We start from the raw sequence: 21718 nt of genomic DNA, 5'->3' as shown, positions 1-21718 counted from the left end.
TCTCCCCTCAAAAATTATTTTGCTTTTGATCCATTTTCCACTTCTGTTTTTATCTCTACAAGTCTTAGTCCATTTTTATCTTCAGTACTTAAAAGCATTCCTTGAGAGATTTCTCCTCTCATCTTTCTAGGTTTTAAGTTAGTGATAGCTAAAACTTTTTTACCTACTAATTTTTCTGGCTCTGGGTAGTATTTAGCAATTCCAGAAAGAATTTGTCTTACATGGTCTCCAACACTTACTTTAAATTTTAAAAGCTTATCTGCTCCCTTTACTTTTCCAGCTTCTAAAATCTCTACAACTTGAATATTTACCTTATCAAAATCTGTTATATCAATAGGATTTTCTACTTCCAAATCCTCATTTATTTGCATAGGATCTTTTTTAGGAACTTCTAATGCTTCTAAATCTAATCTTGGAAATATTGGCTCAGCATTTCCTAATATATGTCCCTCTCTTAATAGGTTCCATCCCATTATCTCTTCGACTTTTGCTGTATGGATATCTCTAGTTTCTCCCAATTGATTCCAAATTTTTTGAGCTGATGTTGGCATATATGGATAAACCATAACAGCTGCTTTATATAGTCCATCTACTAAGTGATTCATTACTACAGCAAGTCTATCTCTATTAGCTTCATCTTTAGCTAATGTCCATGGAGCTGTTTCATCTATATATTTATTTAATCTTGAGATAAATTTCCAAATAGCTTCAAGAGCTTTAGAGTACTGAACTATATTCATTTGCTCCTCTACTTCTTTTACTACCTCTGTCCATAAAGTTTCTATCTCATCATCATACTTATCCCTAGTAGCTCCATTTACAACTACTCCACCAAAGTATTTTTTATACATTCCTAATGTTCTATTTAATAGATTTCCTAAATCATTAGCAAGATCAGAGTTGATTCTTGTAACTACTGATTTTGTAGAGTAGTCTCCATCATTTCCAAATTGAACCTCTCTCATTAGACAATATCTAAAAGCATCTACTCCATATTTTTCTATCTCAGATATAGGGTCTACAACATTTCCTTTAGATTTTGACATCTTTTCTCCCTCAGATGTCCACCAACCATGAGCTACTACTTTATCTGGAAGTTTTTCTCCTGCTGATAGTAACATACAAGGCCAAATTATAGCATGGAATCTAACTATATCTTTTCCTAATAAATGCATTACCTCAGCATTATTCCAATACTTATCAAACATTTCTGGGTTATTCTCATATCCTACTGCTGTTAAATAGTTAGTAAGAGCATCAAACCATACATAAGTTATATGTCCAGGTGCAAACTCTATAGGTATTCCCCATTCAAAAGTATTTCTTGAAATTGATAAATCTTGTAATCCTTGCTTTATAAATGAAACTACTTCATTTCTTCTAGAACGAGGTAAGATAAAGTCTGGGTGTTTATCTATATACTCTAATAGGGCATCTTGATATTTTGACATTTTAAAAAAGTAAGATTCCTCTTTTACAACTCTTAACTCTTTTCCACAGTCTGGACAATGATTTCCATTTACTATTTGATTCTCAGGTACAAATGTCTCACATGAAACACAGTACTTTCCTGAATACTCTCCCTTGTAAATATCTCCTTTTTCATAAACTTTCTTAAGTATTTTTTTAACTGCTTCTTTATGTCTTGGTTCAGTTGTTCTTATAAAATCTGAATACTCTATTCCTAATTTAGCCCACATCTCTTTAAATCTTGGAGCCATTATATCTGTCCATTGTTGTGGAGTATATCCCTTTTGTTTTGCTGTCTCCTCTACCTTTTGTCCATGTTCATCTGTTCCTGTTAAAAAATAAGCATCATATCCCATTGTTCTTTTATATCTAGCCATTACATCTGCAGCTATTGTAGTGTAAGCACTTCCTACATGTGGGTCCCCATTTACATAGTATATTGGTGTTGTTACATAAAAATTTTTACTCACGATATCTCTCCTCTCTATATCCATTAAATATATTTTTCTGCTTCTTTATCAAGTCTATTTAACTCATTTTTTATTTTTTCACAATATTTATCTATATCTGCATCTGTTGGTACTTCAATAGGTTCCCCCATTATGTAAACCATAGTTGTAAAAGGCTTTGGGAATTGAAATTTGTCCCAAGCTTTTTTAAATTCCCATTTACTCTTATAGGCTGCACCAGTTGGAATTATATACTTTTTTCCCTTTTGTGCAAGATATATCATTCCTGGTTTTACTTCGTAAATAGGTCCCTTTGGACCATCTACTGGTGTTCCTATACAATATCCTTTTTTCATATATTTAATTAAAGAGATTAAACTTGAAGTTGAATTTTTATCTGATGAGCCTCTTATCATTTGATATCCCAACTTCTCTAATGGAACTGAAATCAACTCTCCATCTTTAGAAGGACTTGCTAATACAGCTCTTTTTTCTATATAATCTAGGCATAGTGTTGACGCTACTAGCTTATTATGCCAAAATGCAAATATGTAACTTTGCTCCTTCTCATTTATTTTCTTATCTTTTATTACCTTTATTTTCAAAGTTTTTCTTATTATTTGTAAAAGATAGTAAAGTACTATTCCATATCTTCTATATTTTTTTGTCTCTTGCTTTTCTTTCATCCTACTTCCCCCATTTATAGAGTATCTTCAATAATTATATCATAAAGATTCCCTTTTAAAAAGAGAATTAAATATTTTTTATTCCTCCTCTTTATACTAAAATTATCTCTTTTCTATCTTAAGAATTTTTAAAATTATAAAACTCTTTTCTTTTTTAATTTTTCATAAAAAAAACACCCTCTATCTTAAGTTATCTAAGATTTTGGGTGTAATATCAATCTCCTATTTTAATTATTTATCTAATTCCTCGCCACATCTTTTCAATAGTCTTTCCCATTTCAAATCTACATTTGCTTGAATTCTATCAATAATATATCTGTTTTCTGGCTTAAATAAATGTTTAAATCTTCCTTGTTTTTTCAAAAATTCTTCAATTGGTAATTTTTTCTTTGGTCTATAACTTAACTTCCACTCTCCATTTATCACTTCAAATAGTGGCCAATAACAAGTTTCAACTGCTAACTTACATATCTCCATTAAATCTTCACTTTCATATCTCCATCCTCTCGGACATGGTGCTAGTATATTTAAAAATGCTGCTCCTTCTGTATAAATAGCTTTTTCTGCTTTTTCATGTAAATCTTTAAAGTTTCCTATAAATGTTGTTTGAGCAACATATGGTACATTATGAGCTGCTATTACATCTGTTAAATCTTTTCTTCCTTGTGATTTTCCAGCACTCTCTTTTCCTATTGGTGTTGTTGTTGTATCCGCTCCTATTGGTGTTGCTGATGATCTTTGAATACCTGTATTCATGTATGCCTCATTATCATAACATACATAAACCATATCATGTCCTCTCTCCATAGCTCCTGATAATGATTGGAATCCTATATCATAAGTTCCTCCATCTCCTCCAAAAGCTATAAATTTATATGTCTCATCTATTTTCCCTTTTTTCTTTAACACTCTATAAGCCGTTTGTGCTCCACTTATTGTTGCAGCAGCATTTTCAAATGCTGAGTGAATAAATGAGTCCTTCCATGCTGTATATGGATATAGAAAAGTTGATACTTCTAAACAGCTTGTCGCACTACATATTACAGCATGATCCTCTGGTTTTAATGCTCTTAATACTCCTCTTACTGCCACTGGAGCTCCACATCCAGCACACATTCTATGTCCACCAGTTAATCTTTCTGGTTTTTCCATCTCTTTTTTAAAATTATATGCCATATTTATTGCCTCCTACCCTCTTACACCAAAATGTCTATATGTATCTTTTACTTCTCTATCTTTTTCTTTTAATAGAGTTTCAAATATCTCTTTGATATGAGCTACTGTTACATCTCTTCCACCAAGTCCATATACATAGTTTATCATTTTAGGTCTTGGGTTGCAGTCATATAGTGCTGATCTTACTTCTGCAAATACTGGTCCTCCAGCTGCTGAAAATCCTTCAGATTTATCCATTACTGCCACCATTTTTACATGTCTTAGAGCTTCTGCTATCTCTTCCATTGGGAATGGTCTAAATACTCTTATTTTTAATAATCCTACTTTTTTCCCTTCTTTTCTCATTTCATCTATTGCAGTCTTTGCTGTTCCTGCTGTAGAGTTAATTACTACTATTGCTACTTCAGCATCATCTAATTTATACTCTTCAAATAATCCATATTTTCTTCCTGTCATTTTTTCAAATTCTGCTGCTACTTCTAAGATTACTTTCTTAGCATTTTTCATAGCATTAGCTTGTTGTACTTTGTGTTCCATATAGTAAGATACTATATCATACGGCCCTACTGCTATTGGTCTTTTTGCATTTAGTAAATAGTCTTCTGGTTTATATTCTCCAACAAATGCTCTAGCTTTGTCATCTTCTACTAACTCTATATTTTCAACAGCATGACTTGTGATAAATCCATCTTGACACACCATTACTGGAAGTTGTACATCTGGATGTTCTCCAATTCTATTAGCTTGTAGCATATTATCATAAGCCTCTTGGTTTGTTTCACTATATAATTGAATCCAACCAGCATCTCTTGCTCCCATAGAGTCACTATGGTCAGCATTGATATTAATAGGACCAGTTAAAGCTCTATTTACACAAGCTAATGTAACTGGTAATCTCGCTGATGATACTACATATAGCATCTCCCACATAAGTGCTAATCCACAAGATGAAGTAGCAGTCATTGTTCTTGCTCCTGCAGCTTGAGATCCCATAGCTGCTGACATAGCACTATGCTCCGATTCCACTGGAATAAATTCTGTATCAACACTTCCATCTGCTACAAATTTAGAGAAATATTGTGGTATCTCTGTAGATGGAGTTATTGGAAATGCTGGTACTACATCTGGATTTATTTGCTTCATAGCTATTGCAATAGCTTCATTTCCTGACATTCTTTCTCTTATACTCATTTAATTTCTACCTCCGAATTACTCTTTTACCATTTCTATTGCATCAAATGGACATGCTTTTGCACAAACCCCACAACCTTTACAATGATCCATATCAAACTCTAATCTTTTTCCATCTTTTACTGGAATAGCTGAATCTGGACAGCAAGGAACACACAATAAACATTGCTTACAATTTTCTACTATAAATACTGGCTTATTAGATCTCCAATCTCCTGTTCTAAATTGTGAAGCACTTCCAGCTTCATATACAATACCTCCAGGAGTTATGTCTTGCCACTTTATATCTTCAACTATTGGTAATCCTGCTTTATTTTTCATTATTCTTTCACCTCATTCATAGAACGTACTAACGCATCCATATTTCCTTTTAATACCTCTGGTTTACTTGCAAATTTATGTTTAAAAGAGTCTTCCATAGCTTTTAAAAATGCCTTTTCTTCCATAACTTCACTTACTTTTACAACAGCACCAAGCATAGGAGTATTTGGAAAATTTTTACCTAAAGTTTCTTCGGAAATTGTTCTAGCATCACAAGTGAATACTCTTCCTTTATATCCCTTTAAAAAAGGAATAAATTCGGAAGCAAGCTTAGAACTATTAATAATTATAGCACCATCCTCTTTTAGTCCCTTTGTAACATCTACACTTTCTATCAAAGTTTCATCGACAACAACAACAAAATCTGGCTCGTATATGTTAGAGTGTACTCTCACTGGATTTTTAGAGATACGGTTATAAGCAGTGATAGGTGCTCCCATTCTTTCTGGTCCATATTCAGGAAAACCTTGCACATACATACCTCCACTAAAAGCAGCATCAGCAAGAAGTAAAGATGCAGTTTTAGCTCCTTGTCCTCCCCTTCCATGCCATCTGATTTCAAATATTTCTTTCATAATCTACCTTCCTTCCTTCGTTAAATAACTGCTGAAATAAAACATCTCAGCAGTTATTTAATTATATTTTATTTACTGATATTACATTGTTGACTAATTTTATTTAAAACTAAGCTTTTTTTTCTAACTTAAATCCTGCTATTTTATTAACCATAATAGAAATTGCTCCATCTCCAGTTACATTACATGCAGTTCCAAAACTATCTTGAGTTAAATATAGGGCTATCATCAATGATTGTAATTCTGGTCCAAATCCTAACATAGTTTCTAACAATCCAAGTGCTGCCATAACTGCTCCACCAGGCACTCCAGGCGCTGCTACCATTGTTATTCCTAACATCAAAATAAATCCAAACATTCCTGAGAATGTAATAGGCATTCCATTTAACATCATAACTGCCATAGAACAACTTACTAATGTAATAGTACTTCCTGATAAGTGAATAGCCGCACATAGTGGAATTGTAAAATCTGCTATACCTTCATTTACTCCATTCTCTTTAGTTTGTCTTAAAGTTACTGGAATAGTTGCTGCTGATGATTGAGTTCCTATAGCTGTGAAATATGCTGGTGCCATTTTTCTTAATAATGCTATTGGATTTGCTCCACTCATTGTTCCTGCAACTGTATATTGTAACAATAAGATAAATAAATGTAATACTATAATTATTGCAAATACTTTAGCAAATACTGACATTATTTTTACAATTTCTCCAGCATAAGTCATATTTGCGAATACACCTGCTACATATAATGGTAAAAATGGAATAACTATATTTGTTATAATCTTTTCAACAATAGTTTGAACTTCATTCATTAAATTTTTAATAGCAGTTCCCTCTACCACAGCTATTGCAATTCCAAGAATAAATGCCATCAATAAAGCTGTCATTACATCCATCAATGGCGGCATTGCAACAGTTATGTATCCTGTCAATAATCCAGCTTCTGGACTATTTTCAGCTATTGTATGAGCTGCTGTTGGAAGTATTTTTTTAAGTAATGCTGAGTTTGTGAGATATGCTATACTTCCTGAAACAATTGTTGATCCATAGGCTAATATTGTAGTAATCGCCAAAAGTTTTCCAGCTTTCTTTCCTAAATCTCCAATACCTGGTGCTACGAATCCAATAATTATTAATGGAATTACAAATTGTAAAAAGTTTCCAAAGATTCCATTAAATGTCATCATCAATCTTAATAACGGAACAAACCCTACTTTTCCTAAAATAATACCTACTATTAATCCTAATATGAGTCTTGGTAATAATCCTAATTTTTTCATATCTTCCACTTCCCTTTTATTTAGTATTTTATATTCAGTTAAAATAAAATCCCTACTTTATTTGATATCCTGCTGCCTTTACTTTAGCTATAACTTTATCTCTATGCTCCATATCACTGCATTCAATTACCAATGTCACCTCTTGCATTGTAATTCCTAAATCCCCATTGTACATACTTTGAGTAATATGAAGAATATTAGCTCTAGAAGAAGTTAATAATCCTAATAATTTTTCAACTTCTCCAAATTTATCCTGGATTTTTACTTTAAATTGGTGTCTTCTTCCTTTATTAATTAAAGCTCTATTTAAAACTCTTTCTACTAGGTTGATATCTATATTTCCTCCAGAAACAACTGCACATGTCTTTTTCCCTTTACAATCTACTTTTTTTGATAAAATAGCCGCTACTGGAGTTGCACCTGCTCCTTCTGCTACTACTTTTCCTCTTTCCATTAAAAATAATATAGCATCTGCTATTTCTGCTTCAGAAACTGTAACAACTTCATCTACATATTTTTTTACAAGCTCTAATGTTTTACACCCTACTTTCTTTACAGCTATACCATCTGCTATCGTTGGAGTTGCTGCAACTTCACAACATTCTCCTTTTTCTAAAGCAGCTGTCATTGATGCTGCATTTTCAGCTTCTACTCCTATAACTTTTACATGAGGATTTATTCCTTTTATTGCAGTAGCTATTCCTGCTAAAATCCCACCTCCTCCTATTGGTACTAATACTGTATCTATATCAGCCATATCCTCTAATATTTCTATACCTATTGTCCCTTGCCCTGAAATTACATATTCATCATCGAATGGATGTAAAAACACTGCTCCGGTTGCTTTTTGAATTTCACATGCTTTAGCAAATGCATCATCATATACTGCTCCGTGTAATACTACTTCTGCTCCATACCCTTTCGTTGCTTCAACTTTTGCTATTGGAGCTGTTTCAGGCATTACTATCGTTGATTTAATTCCTTGAGCAGTCGCTCCTAATGCTATCCCTTGAGCATGGTTTCCGGCAGATGAAGCAATAACTCCTCTCTTTTTCTCATCTTCTGTAAGATTTGCTATTCTATTTAAAGCTCCTCTTACCTTAAATGATCCAGTTTTTTGAAGGTTTTCTAACTTAAAATAGACCTTTCCCCCTAATTCTTTCTCCAATGTTGGGCACTCAATTATCGGTGTCCTCTTAATAGAGTTTTTAATTGTTTCTTTAGCCTTTTTAATGCTTTCAATTGTTACTTCCATAATTGTTCCTCCTCAGAGAATTTTTGTTACCTCACACTTCTTATTTCGATATAATTATACATCTATATTATAATTTAGTCAAATTTAAAACACATTTTTTTATTAAATAGTTGTTTTTTTATTTCGTTTTAATTTATATATTTTATTTTAAAGCAGAATAAAATATACATTATATATCATAAAAGAAATTCCTTATTTTTTTAGTAATTTTTCTGTCTTTAATAGTAAATATTTCTGTTTTTATTTCAGAGATTTATTTTTTATTTTTTTATTTTTCTATTTTTTATCTTTCTTTTTTTTAATATGTATCATATAAATAATTTATATTTTTAGATATAGATATAAAAATGGTATTTTTCAAGACTATAGCTAATCTTAAAAAATACCATTTTAAATTTATTGTAACTCTCTTGTATATCTCTTTAACCACTCTTTTTCATCATCATTTAGATATGGAGCTATCTTCTCATACAGCATTTTATGGTAATCGTTTAAAAACTCTATTTCCTCTAAAGAAAGTAACTCTTTTTTTATTCCATCTAAATCCAATGGTACATAAGTAATTGTTTCAAACTTCATAAATTGACCAAAATCTGTTTTTTCATTTTTTAAAACCAACAACTCATTTTCTAATCTGATTCCATGAGAGCCAGCTATATATACTCCTGGTTCATTCGTTACAATCATTCCCTCTTCTAATTTTTGTGAATTATATTGAACTCTGATTCCATGAGGTCCTTCATGAACATTTAATAAAAACCCAATTCCATGCCCTGTTCCACACTTATAATCTATTCCTATATTCCATAAAGCTTGTCTAGCTAAAATATCTAAATTAGTTCCTGTAACTCCATATAAAAATTTAACTTTAGAAAGATTTATCATTCCTTTAAGAACCAAAGTAAAATGCTCTTTCATCTCCTCAGAACACTCACCCAGAATAAAAGTTCTAGTTACATCCGTAGTTCCATCATAGTACTGTCCTCCAGAATCAACTAAAAACATATTTTTGGCTTCCAATCTTTTATCAGAAATTTCACTAGCTTTATAGTGCATCATAGCAGCATTAACTTCATATGCAGCTATAGTATCAAAACTAGGTCCAATATATAGTTCTTGTTCTTTTCTTAAACTTTCCAATTTCTTAGTTGCAGACAGCTCTGTTATATTTTCTTTTCCAATATTATTTTTTAACCAATACATAAACTTAGTAACTGCTACTCCATCTTTGATATGAGAATTTCTTAAATTTTGAAGTTCTGTAGCATTTTTACAAGCTTTCATTAAAGTACTTGGATTTTCTTTATTGACTATTTTTATACCAGGATTTAATTTTCTATATATATCATAATTAACTTTATTTAAATCCATCATTATAATATTAGAATTCGATATTCTTTCCATATCTTCATATATTTCAAAGTAATCTCTTACTTCTATATTATTTTCATAAAGATATCTTTCTACTTTACTATTCAATTTTCTTTCATTTATATATAGTACTGCTCTATCAATAGTTATAACCGCATAAGCTAAATTAACAGGATTATTTTTTACATCACTTCCTCTTAAATTAAATATCCAAGCTATATCATCTAAAGATGTTAAAATATTTATATCACAATTTTCTTTTTCAATAATATTTCTTATTCTTCCTAATTTACTTTCAGTACTTTCACCTGAATATTTCTCTTCCAATATAAATACTTCACTTTGTGATAAAGCAGGTCTATTCTCCCAGAGCTCACCTACTAAATCATAGTCTCCATTTAATTTTATTTTTTTCTCAATTAAATCTTTTTCAAACCCTAATACAATACTAGTAGCTAAAACTTTACTATCAAACCCTAGAGTATCCCCTACTTTTATATTTTTAATTATATATTGACTATATGTTACAACTCCCTCTTCTCCCATTTTAAAAAGTTTTATCCCACTACCTTTTAGCTGGTTTTCTGCTTGAGTAAAATATCTTCCATCTGTCCAAAGTCCAACTTCTTCTTGAGAAACAACAATCACTCCAGCTGAACCTGTGAAACCTGATAGCCATTCTCTACATTTAAAATAATCCTCTACATATTCACTTTGATGATAGTCATTAGAAGGAATGATATAAAAATCTATTTCCCTTTCTTTCATCAAAGCCTTTAATTTCAATAACCTCTCCTCTATATTCACTCTTTCACCTCTTTTATTCCACTGTTACAGATTTTGCTAAATTTCTTGGTTTATCTACATCTAATCCTTTTTCTACAGCTGTGTAATAAGCCAATAATTGTAGCGATATATTAGCTACCGTAGGAGCTAATATATCATCTATATCTTCAACAATAATAATTTCATCTGAAATATCTGCCATATTTTTATATTTTTCTTTTGTAACAGTTATTACATATGCACCTCTAGCCTTAACCTCTTTTATATTTGATATCATTTTTTCAATCATATCCTCTTGAGTTGCTATAGAAATAACCATAGTTCCCTCTTCAATCAAAGCTATAGTTCCATGTTTTAATTCTCCAGCAGAAAAGGCCTCAGTATGGATATATGTGATCTCTTTCATTTTTAGAGCACCCTCTCTCCCACACTTATCGTCTATCCCTCTACCAATATAAAATCCATTTCTTTTATCTTTAATTTTTTTAGCAATCTCTCTTATAATTTCTTTACTAGAAAGCACATTTTCAACTTTATTAGAAAGTTGATGTAAAACATCTAAATAATCTTCATATTTATCTTGAGATACTTTAACTTTTTTCTCTCCAAAATATAGAGCCAACATATAAAATAATGTAACTTGGGCTGTATATGCTTTAGTTGAGGCCACAGATATTTCTGGACCAGCTAAAGTATAAATTACCATATCAGCTTCTCTAGAGATAGTAGATCCCAATACATTAGTTATAGCTAAAGTTGTTGCTCCTTTACTTTTTGCCATTTTCATAGCCATAAGTGTATCTAAAGTTTCTCCAGATTGGCTAATAAAAATAACTAAGGTATTATTATCAATAAAAGGATCACTATATCTAAACTCAGAAGCTATATCTACTTCTGTTTTTATTCCAGAAATTTTTTTGAAGAAATATGCTCCTTGAAGACCTGCATGATAAGCTGTTCCACATGCAACTATATAAATTTCTTTAATTTTCGAAAGATCTAAATTTTTTAAAGATTGACTAAAATCAACTCTATTATTATTATTTGTATAAACATCTAAAGTTTTTTCAATAACACTTGGTTGCTCATCAATTTCTTTTAACATAAAGTGAGGATATCCTCCCTTACTTGCTTGCTCCATATCCCACTCTATTTTAGTTATAGCTTTTTTTATCTCTTTTCCATAAGAATTATAAACACTCACTCTATTTTTCTCAATTATAGCCATTTCATTATTTTCTAAAAATATTACATCTCTAGTATATTTCAAAATAGCTGGAACATCAGAAGCTATAAAGTTCTTTCCTTTCCCTAAACCAATTATGAGAGGACTCTCTTTTCTAGTACATACTAATCTATCAGGATTCCCACTATCTATTATTCCTAATGCATAACTTCCTCTTATTTTTTCTCTTACTTTCATAAGAGTTTCTAACATATTTCCATTATAATACTTATAAAATAGATGAGCTACAACCTCGCTATCAGTTTGTGATGTAAAAATATACCCCTCTTCTATCAATTCCTGCTTTAAATCTAGATAATTTTCTATAATACCATTATGTACTACAGCTATCTTTTTATCAGTACTAAAATGAGGATGTGAGTTCTCATCTGTTGGGTTTCCATGTGTTGCCCATCTAGTATGACCTATTCCTACAAAGGATTTTTCTTCTCTTGCTTTTAAAGCCTCTTTTAGATTTTCAAGTTTTCCACTCTTCTTTTCTATGAAAATTTTTCCATCTTCAATTATAGCTAGACCTGCTGAATCATAACCTCTATATTCAAGCTTGCTAAGTCCATCTAAAATTACCTCCATAGCTTTTTGTTCATCTCCTACATAACCAATTATTCCGCACATATTAATCCTCCTATATATTTAATTTTCAATGTTCATAGGAGATTGTTACTTATTACCCCTTTGTCCTTCAAGTTATCCCGAAGTTTTGTTTCGGTAATGGCTGTAACCACCTCTGGAGTATCCGCCGAATTTTCGATAAACTCCAGTCCTCGTCAGCTTTTATTAAGCTCTGGCGCTCTTTAATTTAATCTCCTGCTGTGTTCTATTATAACTGATAAAAAAAGGCTGGTCAAGAATTATTTTGACCAGCTCTTAAGATTAATTATCTAGATTCTTTTGCCTTTTTTAAAGCTTCTAATAACTGAATTGCTATTTTATTAGCATCTCCAACTATTCCTAAATCAGCTATACTAAATATTGGAGCTTCTTTATCTTTGTTGATAGCTACAATATATTCTGACTCTTCCATACCTGCAACGTGTTGAATTGCTCCAGAAATTCCACATGCAAAGTAAATATCAGGTCTAACTGTTTTACCAGTTTGTCCTACTTGTCTATCGTGAGAAATAAATCCAGCATCTACAGCTGCTCTTGATGCAGATACAGTAGCTCCTAATTCTTTAGCTACTGATTCTAAAGCAGCAAAATTTTCAGCTGAACCAATTCCTCTTCCTCCAGAAACAAGTATTTTAGCCTCAGAAATATCAACTTTATTCTTAGTTTCTTTAACTACTTGTAAAACTTTAACTTTCATTTTTGAAGTATCCAAAGTTACTTGGAAATTTTCTACTACTGCTCTTCTTCCCTCTTCTTTAGGTACTTTTTGCATAACTCCTGGTCTTACTGTTGACATTTGTGGTCTATGATCAGGGCAAACAATTGTTGCCATAAGGTTCCCACCAAATGCAGGTCTTGTCATCTCAAGACCTTTTGTTTCAGGATTAATCTCTAACTTTGTACAATCTGCTGTAAGTCCTGTATTCATTCTAGATGATACTCTTGGTGCTAAATCTCTTCCTAAAGTAGTAGCTCCAAATAACACTATGTCAGGTTTTTTAGCATCTATTATTGCTTTGAATACTTGCGCATAAGCTTCTGTGTCATATAATTCTAATTTTGGTTGATCTACAACTATAACCTTATCAGCTCCATATTCTCCTAAAGTATCAGCTAATTTCGCTACATTATATCCTACTAAAGCTGCTGTTACTGGAACATCCAATGTTTTTGCTAATTCTTTAGCTTTTCCTATTAGTTCAAGTCCAACATTTTGAAGTACCCCATCTCTTTGTTCTGCAAATACTAATATTCCTTTATAATCATTTAAATTCATTCTCTTATCTCCTTTATCCTAAGGTTATCAAGGTTATCATTTAAATTAGATAACAAATTTTTCTTTTAATTTTTCAACAATTAACTCAACAGCTTCTTTAGTATCTAATTCAAATACTTTTCCAGCTTGTTTTGCTCCTTTTGTAAATGACTTTTTAACTTTTGTAGGTGAACCTTTTAATCCTATTATTTCTGGATTAATTTCAATATCATCAAATGTCCAAATTTCTACTTTTTTATCAAACGCTTCAACTATTCCTTTTACTCTCATATATCTTGGAGCATTAGCTTCAGTTAATACTGTTACTAAAGCTGGAAGTTGAACATTTAATAAATAATATCCTTCTTCTACTACTCTTTTTATTGTTAAACTGTTATCTTTTTCATCATATTGCATTTCTTTTACATAAGATACTTGTGGTAACCCAAGATGTTCAGCAATCTGTGGTCCTACTTGTGCAGTGTCACCATCTATTGCTTGTCTTCCTGCTATAATTAAATCTGCATCTAATTTTCTTAGAGCTGCAGCTATTGTATTTGAAGTCGCTAATGTATCAGCTCCTCCAAATCTTCTATCTGTTAATAATATTGCTCTATCTACACCCATAGCATAAGCTTCTCTCAAAATAGCTTCTGCTTGAGGTGGTCCCATTGTAATTACAGTTATATGTGCATTGTATTTATCTTTTAATTTTAATGCTTCTTCTAATCCAGCCTTGTCATCTGGGTTCATGATACTAGGAACTCCATCTCTTATTAATGTTCCTGTTACTGGATCTAATTTTATCTCAGTTGTATCTGGAACTTGCTTTATACAAACTACTATTTTCATCTTGCATCCTCCATTTATATTCCTTATATCTCAATTTTTGATTCAATTATTTTAAAAGATTTCCAGAGATTACCATTCTTTGAACTTCTGAAGTTCCTTCATAAATTTCAGTTATCTTAGCATCTCTCATCATTCTTTCTACTGGATACTCTCTTGTATATCCATATCCACCATGTAATTGAACTGCTTTTGTAGTTACTTCCATAGCAGTTTCAGCAGCAAATAGCTTTGCTCTTGCAGCATCTACTGTATATGGTAAGTGATTACTTTCTCTCCATGCAGCTTTGTAAACAAGAAGTCTTGCAGCTTCTATTTTTACTTCTAAATCTGCTAATTGGAATTGAGTATTTTGGAATTGAGCTATTGATCTTTTGAACTGTTTTCTTTCTTTTACATAATTTACAGTTTCATCTAAAGCTCCTTGAGCAATTCCTAAAGCTTGAGAAGCAATTCCTATTCTTCCTCCATCTAGAGTCATCATAGCAATTTTAAACCCTTTTCCTATTTGTCCTAATAAGTTTTCTTTTGGTATTCTAGCATCTTCAAATACTAATTCACATGTTGAAGATCCTTTTATTCCTAATTTTTTCTCTTTTTTACCAACTGTAAATCCTGGTGTTCCTGCTTCAATTATAAACGCAGATATTCCTTTTAATCCTAATGATTTATCTGTCATTGCAAATATTACATATACATCTGCATATCCTGCATTTGTTATAAATATTTTTGATCCATTAATTATCCATTCATTTGTAGTTTCATCTAAAACGGCAGTAGTTTGTTGTCCTGCAGCATCTGTTCCTGCATTTGGCTCTGTTAATCCAAAAGCTCCTAGCCATTCTCCACTAGCTAATTTAGGAACATATTTTTGTTTTTGCTCTTCAGTACCAAATTTCAAAATTGGCCAAGTTCCAAGCGATGTATGTGCTGAAACGATAACTCCTGTTGTTGCACAGACTCTAGAAAGTTCTTCTACAGCCATTGCATACATTATATTATCTCCTCCTGCTCCTCCATATTCTTTTGGAATAGGGATACCCATCAATCCAATTTCAGCCATTTTTTTAACTGTTTCAATTGGAAATCTCTCTTCTTCATCTACTTCAGCAGCTAGAGGTTTTACCTCTTTTTCAGCAAACTCTCTTATCATTTGTCTGAAAAGTTCATGTGTCTTAGGCATATTAAATTCCATTCTTTTAATCCTCCTACATAAAGTTTACTTTTTCATTATTTTTGCTTGACCTTTTAATACTACTTTTCCATCTTGATTTGTACAAATTGTTGATAATATTACCCTATTTTTTTCTGGTATTAATTCAATTATTTCAGCTGTTGCTGTAATAGTATCACCAAAATATACTGGAGCTGTAAAAGTTAAGTCTTGCCCCATGTAAATACTTCCTTCTCCTGGAAGTTTTGTCCCTAGCACTGCAGACACAAGTCCAGCAGTTAGCATTCCATGTGCTATTCTATGTTTAAACATAGTATTTTTAGCGTGTTCTTCATTCAAGTGAGCTGGATTAACATCCAAAGTAATACCAGCATAAAGTATTACATCTGTTTCTGTTATTGTTTTTGAGACCTCTGCTTTCATTCCTACTTTTAAATCTTCAAATCTCATATTTTTTTACCCACTACTATTATAATTTAGAACAAAATTTTCTGCAGTTGTTTTTTAAGTTTCTAAAGTAATTACTATTTAAAAATCTATATTTTATATCTATATATAATAAAATTTTTAAATAAAACAGTATCTATTGAACTTTTTACAAACAACTAGTATAGCCATTGGACTTTACTATTTAGTTATATCAATATTTTCAATTAATGTCAAGAATATATTACTATTTATTTTTATATTCTCAAATTTTAATCTATGTCTATTAAAAAACTAACCATTTTATTCAAAGTAATAATAGCGGCCTCCTTTTTATATTTATTTTATTTTTATGGGTTTAATTATAATTTTAATCCCATTTTTTCATTCTTGAATATTCTTGAATCCATCAATTTTAAGTCTTCTGCTATTACTGGTACAAAATCCATTTGAGCTAAAATATCTTTTTCTAAATCTACTCCAGGAGCTATCTCTACTAATGTAACCCCTTCTTTTCTTAATTCGAATACAGCTCTTTCTGTTACATAAGTTACTTTTTTCTGATTTTCCTTTGCAAGATTTCCACTAAATGTTATCTGTTCTACATTGTTAATAAACTTTTTAATTTTCCCTTCATTTTTTATAATCAACTTACCTTCATTTACATCTAACTTAAGTCCTCCTGCAGTAAATGTCCCACAAAAAATAACTTCTTTTGCATTTTGAGTTATGTTAATAAATCCTCCACAACCAGCTATTTTTGGTCCAAATTTTGAAACATTAATATTTCCATCTCTATCACATTGCGCCAATCCTAAAAATGCTGCATCAATTCCTCCACCATCATAAAAATCAAATTGATAAGCTTGATCTATTATAACTCTTGGATATACTGACGCTCCAAAATTTGCCCCTCCTGCTGGTGTCCCTCCTATTGCTCCTGGCTCTACAGTTGGAACAAAATATTCCTCCTGTCCTTCCTCGTTTAATACATTTGCAATCATCTCTGGCATTCCTATTCCATAGTTCAAAATTTTCTTATCTCTTGTTAAAAGCATTGCACATCTTCTAGCTATTATTTTTCTTTCATCTAATGCTACTGGTGGCATCACTGGTGGTTCAACTTTTCTTCTTGTAACAAATGTTTCATTAAATTCTTCTGTCAATGTCTGCATTCTAAATTCTGGTTTTTCTGCAACTACAACATAGTCTACCATTACCCCTGGTATTTTAACATCTTTTGGCTGAAGATATCCATCTTCAAGTTTATTTTTTACTTGAACTATCACTATACCTCCATTATTTTTTACAGCAGTAGCTATAGATAAAACCTCTAATGTTAATGGTTCTTCTTCTAATGAAATATTTCCTTCACAATCTGCAGTTGTTCCTTTTAAAAGAGCTACATCACCTTTTTGTCCTTTATAGAATAAAACATCTCTACCATTTAAATGAAGTTTCTCAACTAAATCTTCTTTAGTTATACTATTTAATTTTCCTCCATCTAAATCCGGATCAACAAATGTTCCTAATCCTACATGAGATATTGTCCCCGGCTTATTAGCTGCCATATCTCTAAACATTTGTGATATAACTCCTTGAGGAAAATTGTATCCTTCTAATTCATTTGAATTAGCAAGACTAGCTAATTCTGGTGCTAATCCCCAATGCCCTCCTATAACTCTTTTTACCATTCCTTTATGAGCAAATCTATTCAATCCAGTTCCTGCCTTAGCATTTCCAAATCCAGCAGCAAACATAATCCCTAGATTTTTAGGCTTTCCAGTTTCTAAATATGATTTTTCTAACTCATATAACACCTCATCGGCAGTACATATAGAAACAAATCCTTCTGCTAATATCATTGAGTCATCTTTAATAAGTTTAACAGCTTCTTTTGCACTAATAAATTTACCGCTCATGTAACTCTCACTCCTTTTAATACAATGCTTTTAATCATTAATTCTCTCAATCTTTCTTTCATTTTCATCAATAATGTTTTGGTTTATTTTGTTGTTTTACCATACAACTATATTGATAAACAAACTCTCTATTTAAAGTATACCTAGCTTTTTTAACTTTGTCAAATATGCTATTTTGTAATTTTTCCCTTTTTTTGCTCTTTTTACTTCACTTATTATAATTTTAAAAATTACCATCCTTTGATTTTAAAGACTTCTAGAAAAAATTATTATGAATTTTTTTCATTTTATTGATGAAAAAATTCTATTTCCTCTTAATTTTTTTCCATTTTTGGAGTATAATATTATTAAAAATTTATTATTGTCAAAATATATTCCAAAATAAGGAGAGTTCTTATGAATATAAAAGCCTTAAATTATTTCATAAAAGTTGTCGATGAAGGTGGATTTACTGCCGCTTCTAAAAAATTATTTCTCTGTCAATCTGCTCTTAGTAAATCTATAAAAAATTTTGAAACCGAATTAGGAGTCGTTCTTATTGATCGTTCTTCTAAAAATTTTAAACTTACACCAGAAGGACAAATTTTTTATGAAAATGGTAATTTAGCTCTCAAAATTATAAAGGAACAACTAGATAGATTACTAGATAGTGTCAGCCTTGAGAAAGGGAAAATAAAAATAGGTATTCCTCCAGTAATTAGTACTATCTATTTTACCACAGTAATTCAAAAATTCAGAGAACTATATCCTTCTATTAAATTGATTACAGTAGAAGCTGGTGCCAATACTATAAAGGAAAAAGTCGAAAATGGAGAAATTGATATAGGAGTTATTATTTTACCATTTGACTCCGAGCATTTTAACGTCATTCCTATTTTTTTATCAGATAATGTTGTTATTGTGCATAAAAGTCACCCTTTTGCAAAGTTTTCAGAGATCTCTTTTATAGATTTAAAAGATCAAAATTTCATATCTCTTAATGAAACATATATGCTCTATGATAAAATTTTAGAAAAGTGTAAAGCCTTTAATTTTACTCCCAATATTATCTGTACAAGTTCCCAATGGGATTTTATTGCTGAAATGGTTTCATTGAATCAAGGAGTTAGTATTCTTCCTAGACCAATTTTGAGTAAATTCCATTCAAAAAATATCAAAATTCTCAATATTAAAGAGGGATTCCCCTGGAATGTAGCCTTAATTACCACCAAAAATAAATACATATCTAAAGCCAGTAAAATTTTTATTGAATTTACAAAAGAGTTAGCTCGTCCTAAAAAGTAATATGATTTTTTTTCATATATATATGAAAAAAAGAAATTTTACTTTTGATTGTTGTACGTTATATAATGATATTATCTTTCATTCATTCAATATGTTTTAAAAATGAAAAAGGGGTGTTTTTTATGATTTTTGGTACTATTGGTATTATTGTATCACTTATTTTATTGATGTATTTAGCCTATAGAGGAGTTTCCGTTTTAATTTTAGCTCCTGTTCTTGCTTGTTTTGCTGCTGTTATGGGAGGATTAGATACTGGAAATATTCACATACTAGCTACTTATACTGAAACTTTCATGTCTAACCTAGCTACATATGTTAGAAATTTCTTCCCTATCTTCTTATTAGGAGCAATTTTCGGTAAAGTTATGGATGATACAGGTTCTGCCAAATCAATCTCTTATTTCATCTGTGAGAAATTGGGGAAAGAAAAAGCAATCTTAGCAATTGTATTAGCTTGTGGTATTCTAACTTATGGTGGTGTTTCTTTATTCGTCGTGGCTTTTGCAGTTTATCCTGTTGCAGCTGAATTGTTTAAAGAAGCTGGAATTCCAAAAAGATTTGTCCCTGGAACAATTGCATTAGGAGCATTTACATTTACTATGACTGCTCTTCCTGGTACTCCACAAATACAAAATGCTATTCCTATGGCATACTTTGGTACTGATGTATATGCTGCACCTATTTTAGGTATTGTTGGTTCTCTAGTTATGTGTGGTCTTGGACTTCTTTGGTTACAAAGACGTGCTAATGCTGCCATGGCTAAAGGAGAAGGATATGGTAATCACGATGATAATAAACAAGCTAATGAAATTGTAGACCATAGTAAATTACCTAGCTTTATTGTAGCTATTTCTCCTATAATATTAGTTCTTGTTGTAAGTTTTATCTTTTCTAAGTTTATATTCCCAGCTATGAATTTAGATTATTTATCTAGTTATAATACTACTGCTGGAAAAGTTATTGGAAACTGGAGTTTGATCATATCACTCTTGGTTTCTGTTGCTGTATCTATTTTATTGAACTTAAGAAGAATGAATAATGTTTTAAAAACTCTAAGTGATGGTGTACAAGGTTCTTTTTTAGCTATAATGAATACTGCTTCTGAAGTTGGTTATGGAAATGTTATAGCTGGGCTTGCTGCATTTGCTGTTGTTAAAGGAGCTTTATTAGGACTTTCTTCAAATCCACTTATATCTGAAGCTGTTTCTGTATCTGCACTTGCTGGTATTACTGGTTCTGCTTCTGGAGGTTTAAGTATTGCTCTATCTGCTTTAGGTGAAACTTATCTTAGAGAAGCTACAGCACTTAATATTGACCCTCAAGTCTTACATAGAATAGCTGCTATGGCCTGTGGAGGTTTAGATACTCTTCCTCATAATGGAGCCGTTATCACTTTGCTTGCTGTTACTGGAATGACTCATAAGGAATCTTATGCTGATATTGGTATGTGTACAGTTATTATTCCTGCAATTGCAGTTGCTATATGTATTATACTTGCAACTTTTGGTATTGTATAATAACAATAATATAATTTATAATGATATAAAAGGATTAATTTCTAATATTTTAATTTAGAAATTAATCCTTTTCTTTTATTCTCCTGTTAAATTTGTTATAATATCTTAGGAGGTATTACTTTTATGATAAATGAAAACCAGTTTGAAACTATTATTGATCTTCTACAAAAAAAAATGAAAATTATTCAAAGAACTGATCACTTCGCTTTTTCTATAGATTCTCTTCTAGTAGCTGAGTTTGCAACCATTACCAGAAATAATAAAAATATAATTGACTTAGGTACAGGAAATGGAGTAATTCCACTTTTTTTATCACAAAAGACAAAAGCACATATTACTGGAATTGAAATCCAAAGCATTTCAAGTAACCTTGCTAAAAGAAACATAACCCTAAATAACTTACAAGAACAAATTACTATAATTAATGACGATATGAAAAACTGGAAAAAATACTTCAATAAAGAAAGTTTTGATTTAGTCATCACTAATCCACCATTTTTTCGATTTTGTGGCGAAGAAAAACAATTAAATGACTTAACTCAACTTTCTCTAGCAAGACATGAAATTAGTATAAATTTAGATTCATTACTTGAAACTGCTTCTAATCTTTTAAAGCATAAAGGTTATTTTGTAATGGTACATAGAGTGGACAGGCTGACTGATATTATTGAAACAATGAAGAAATACTCTATTGAACCTAAAAAAATACAATTTTGTTATACAAAAATTGAAAAAGAAGGAAAAATTCTTTTAATAGAAGGAATAAAAAATGGAAGTCCCAATCTTAGAGTTCTACCTCCATTAATTATTCACGATGAAAATGGTAATTACTCAAAAGTTATTCTAGAAATGTTTAAATAGAAAATTT

18 protein-coding genes are annotated in these 21718 nt (G+C 31.0%); 3 read left to right on the top strand and 15 right to left on the bottom strand.

What is annotated here, in order from left to right:
- Positions 1–14: 14 nt before the first annotated feature.
- The 15 genes from metG to DYA59_RS01665 all read right to left on the bottom strand — a co-directional run bounded on the left by metG (position 15) and on the right by DYA59_RS01665 (position 18049).
- Positions 15–1940, bottom strand: a complete 1926-nt coding sequence (gene metG / locus DYA59_RS01735) for a methionine--tRNA ligase (RefSeq protein ID WP_115268774.1) — start codon at positions 1938–1940, stop codon at positions 15–17.
- A 23-nt stretch (positions 1941–1963) separates the two neighbouring features.
- The gene (locus DYA59_RS01730) at positions 1964–2605 is read right to left on the bottom strand and encodes a lysophospholipid acyltransferase family protein (RefSeq protein WP_115268772.1); all 642 of its coding nucleotides are present in this window, start codon (positions 2603–2605) and stop codon (positions 1964–1966) included.
- A gap of 231 nt (positions 2606–2836) precedes the next feature.
- Positions 2837–3781 (bottom strand): thiamine pyrophosphate-dependent enzyme, encoded by a 945-nt coding sequence (locus tag DYA59_RS01725; RefSeq protein WP_115268770.1) that lies wholly within the window; start codon positions 3779–3781, stop codon positions 2837–2839.
- A gap of 12 nt (positions 3782–3793) precedes the next feature.
- Positions 3794–4972 carry a pyruvate ferredoxin oxidoreductase gene (porA, locus tag DYA59_RS01720; RefSeq protein ID WP_115268768.1) on the bottom strand — a complete coding sequence of 393 codons (1179 nt, stop codon included), beginning with the start codon at positions 4970–4972 and terminating at the stop codon, positions 3794–3796.
- An 18-nt stretch (positions 4973–4990) separates the two neighbouring features.
- On the bottom strand, positions 4991–5293 hold the full coding sequence (locus tag DYA59_RS01715; RefSeq protein ID WP_115268766.1) for a 4Fe-4S binding protein: 303 nt from the start codon (positions 5291–5293) through the stop codon (positions 4991–4993).
- The gene (locus DYA59_RS01710; RefSeq protein WP_115268764.1) at positions 5293–5868 is read right to left on the bottom strand and encodes a 2-oxoacid:acceptor oxidoreductase family protein; all 576 of its coding nucleotides are present in this window, start codon (positions 5866–5868) and stop codon (positions 5293–5295) included. Before DYA59_RS01710 ends, DYA59_RS01715 begins: the two co-directional genes overlap by 1 nt.
- A 109-nt stretch (positions 5869–5977) precedes the next feature.
- Positions 5978–7153: a dicarboxylate/amino acid:cation symporter gene (locus DYA59_RS01705; RefSeq protein ID WP_115268762.1), complete on the bottom strand. Its 1176-nt coding sequence runs from the start codon at positions 7151–7153 to the stop codon at positions 5978–5980.
- A 52-nt stretch (positions 7154–7205) separates the two neighbouring features.
- The gene (ilvA, locus tag DYA59_RS01700) at positions 7206–8408 is read right to left on the bottom strand and encodes a threonine ammonia-lyase (protein ID WP_115268760.1); all 1203 of its coding nucleotides are present in this window, start codon (positions 8406–8408) and stop codon (positions 7206–7208) included.
- Between the two features lie 396 nt (positions 8409–8804).
- A complete protein-coding gene (locus tag DYA59_RS01695; RefSeq protein ID WP_115268758.1) occupies positions 8805–10586 on the bottom strand; it encodes an aminopeptidase P family protein in 1782 nt (593 codons plus the stop codon).
- A gap of 13 nt (positions 10587–10599) precedes the next feature.
- Positions 10600–12426, bottom strand: coding sequence for a glutamine--fructose-6-phosphate transaminase (isomerizing) (gene glmS, locus DYA59_RS01690; protein WP_115268756.1), 1827 nt, complete (start codon positions 12424–12426; stop codon positions 10600–10602).
- Positions 12427–12688: 262 nt separating this feature from the next.
- Positions 12689–13699 (bottom strand): electron transfer flavoprotein subunit alpha/FixB family protein, encoded by a 1011-nt coding sequence (locus tag DYA59_RS01685; protein ID WP_115268754.1) that lies wholly within the window; start codon positions 13697–13699, stop codon positions 12689–12691.
- 45 nt (positions 13700–13744) lie between these two features.
- Positions 13745–14530, bottom strand: coding sequence for an electron transfer flavoprotein subunit beta/FixA family protein (locus tag DYA59_RS01680; protein WP_115268752.1), 786 nt, complete (start codon positions 14528–14530; stop codon positions 13745–13747).
- A 46-nt stretch (positions 14531–14576) separates the two neighbouring features.
- Positions 14577–15722 (bottom strand): acyl-CoA dehydrogenase, encoded by a 1146-nt coding sequence (locus DYA59_RS01675; protein WP_115268750.1) that lies wholly within the window; start codon positions 15720–15722, stop codon positions 14577–14579.
- A gap of 24 nt (positions 15723–15746) precedes the next feature.
- Positions 15747–16151, bottom strand: coding sequence for a MaoC family dehydratase (locus DYA59_RS01670; RefSeq protein ID WP_115268748.1), 405 nt, complete (start codon positions 16149–16151; stop codon positions 15747–15749).
- A 338-nt stretch (positions 16152–16489) separates the two neighbouring features.
- On the bottom strand, positions 16490–18049 hold the full coding sequence (locus DYA59_RS01665) for an acyl CoA:acetate/3-ketoacid CoA transferase (protein ID WP_115268746.1): 1560 nt from the start codon (positions 18047–18049) through the stop codon (positions 16490–16492).
- Positions 18050–18445: 396 nt separating this feature from the next.
- Between DYA59_RS01665 and DYA59_RS01660 the strand changes: the two genes are divergently transcribed.
- From DYA59_RS01660 to DYA59_RS01650, 3 genes are all read left to right on the top strand, one after another.
- Positions 18446–19333 carry a LysR family transcriptional regulator gene (locus tag DYA59_RS01660; RefSeq protein WP_115268744.1) on the top strand — a complete coding sequence of 296 codons (888 nt, stop codon included), beginning with the start codon at positions 18446–18448 and terminating at the stop codon, positions 19331–19333.
- 122 nt (positions 19334–19455) lie between these two features.
- Positions 19456–20850: a GntP family permease gene (locus tag DYA59_RS01655; RefSeq protein WP_115268742.1), complete on the top strand. Its 1395-nt coding sequence runs from the start codon at positions 19456–19458 to the stop codon at positions 20848–20850.
- Positions 20851–20973: 123 nt separating this feature from the next.
- A complete protein-coding gene (locus DYA59_RS01650) occupies positions 20974–21711 on the top strand; it encodes a tRNA1(Val) (adenine(37)-N6)-methyltransferase (RefSeq protein ID WP_115268740.1) in 738 nt (245 codons plus the stop codon).
- Positions 21712–21718: the final 7 nt, after the last annotated feature.

Source organism: Fusobacterium necrogenes (genome assembly GCF_900450765.1).
GTDB classification, from domain to species: Bacteria; Fusobacteriota; Fusobacteriia; order Fusobacteriales; family Fusobacteriaceae; genus Fusobacterium_A; species Fusobacterium_A necrogenes.
The sequence above is the reverse complement of the archived record's forward strand: the minus strand, read 5'-3'. Positions and strand labels throughout refer to the sequence as shown.